Source organism: Paenibacillus oceani (assembly GCF_014705615.1).
In the GTDB taxonomy this organism is placed as follows: domain Bacteria; phylum Bacillota; class Bacilli; order Paenibacillales; family NBRC-103111; genus Paenibacillus_AB; species Paenibacillus_AB oceani.
On sequence record NZ_JACXJA010000094.1, the window covers coordinates 1 to 1,001 of the forward strand.

Annotated in this window: 2 protein-coding genes; both read left to right on the top strand. The window is 50.9% G+C overall.

The window, feature by feature from the left end; translation table 11 throughout:
• The first annotated feature begins 95 nt into the window (after nt 1-95).
• Complete coding sequence (locus tag IDH45_RS33740; protein WP_190932551.1) at nt 96-344, top strand: hypothetical protein; 249 nt, start codon at nt 96-98, stop codon at nt 342-344.
• Nucleotide 345: 1 nt separating this feature from the next.
• On the top strand, nt 346-1,001 hold a 656-nt coding region (locus IDH45_RS33745), incomplete at its 3' end, for a DUF6444 domain-containing protein (RefSeq protein ID WP_190932552.1).

Below are 1,001 nucleotides of genomic sequence, written 5' to 3' on the forward strand. Positions count from 1 at the left end.
GTAACTACTTAGGTACCTCAAAAAAGATGGTTTGAATGATGGGAAATTTGTGTAATGAAAAGTAATGGAACTATTTTTTAATAGGAGCGAGCGCGATGAGACTGAAAGCGAAAGAGAAGCGACTCCTGAGACAAGCTGATCCGGAAACCGCGGCCTATCTGAACGCCTTGCTCCAATACACCCAAGAGCTTAAAGTCCTCACCTACCAAAACCTCAAAAAAAACAAACGGTTGGAACAAGAATACCAACAATATAGTCGAATGCTTGCTGACCAAAAAGCTTCTGCTGCTTGTACCGAAGAGAACGATCCGTTGTTCCGCTCCCCAACGAGAGGAGGGTTGTGAGATGAAACTCGGTAAAACCGGTAAGCGTCTGCTGAAGAAGGCGGAACCGCGAATGGCCACCTTGATTCATGCGATGCTCCGTCAATCCCAGCAGGTCGAGAATACGAAGCAAACGTTAACCGAACGTGTCCAGCAGTTGGAGCAACAAGTTCATGAACTGACGAGGCAGCTCGAACAGAATTCCCAAAATAGTCATAAACCGCCTTCCAGCGACGGGTTGCGAAAACCAGTCAGCTTGCGTCCGAAGGGAGGAAAGCGTGGAGCGCCTGTCGGACACCAAGGAGTCACCCTGTCCCCCGTGGAGCAACCTGACGTCGTGATCGAGCAACCGCTCTCCACTTGCAGCCATTGTGCAGCTTCTTTGAAAGAAGTACCAGCTGTCCGGTATATCCCTCGTCAAGTGTTCGATTTGCCTATGCCACGTGTGACGGTTACGGAATACCGGGCGGAGGAGAAGTGCTGCCCGCATTGCCGTCGTCTTCAGCATGCCGAATTTCCTCAGGATGTTTCCGCCCCTGTCCAATACGGCTCTACTCTCCGGGCCTGGATGATCTACCTGAATCAGCAGCATCTGCTCCCCTTGAACCGGATTGCCCAGTTGTTGGAAGATTTGACGGGAACTCGTCCGAGCGAAGCGACCATTTTGAATCAGATCCG

What these genes read in the sequence shown, in the direction of transcription:
- IDH45_RS33740 (WP_190932551.1), top strand. Translation starts at nt 96, where the DNA reads ATGAGACTGAAAGCGAAAGAGAAGCGACTCCTGAGACAAGCTGATCCG.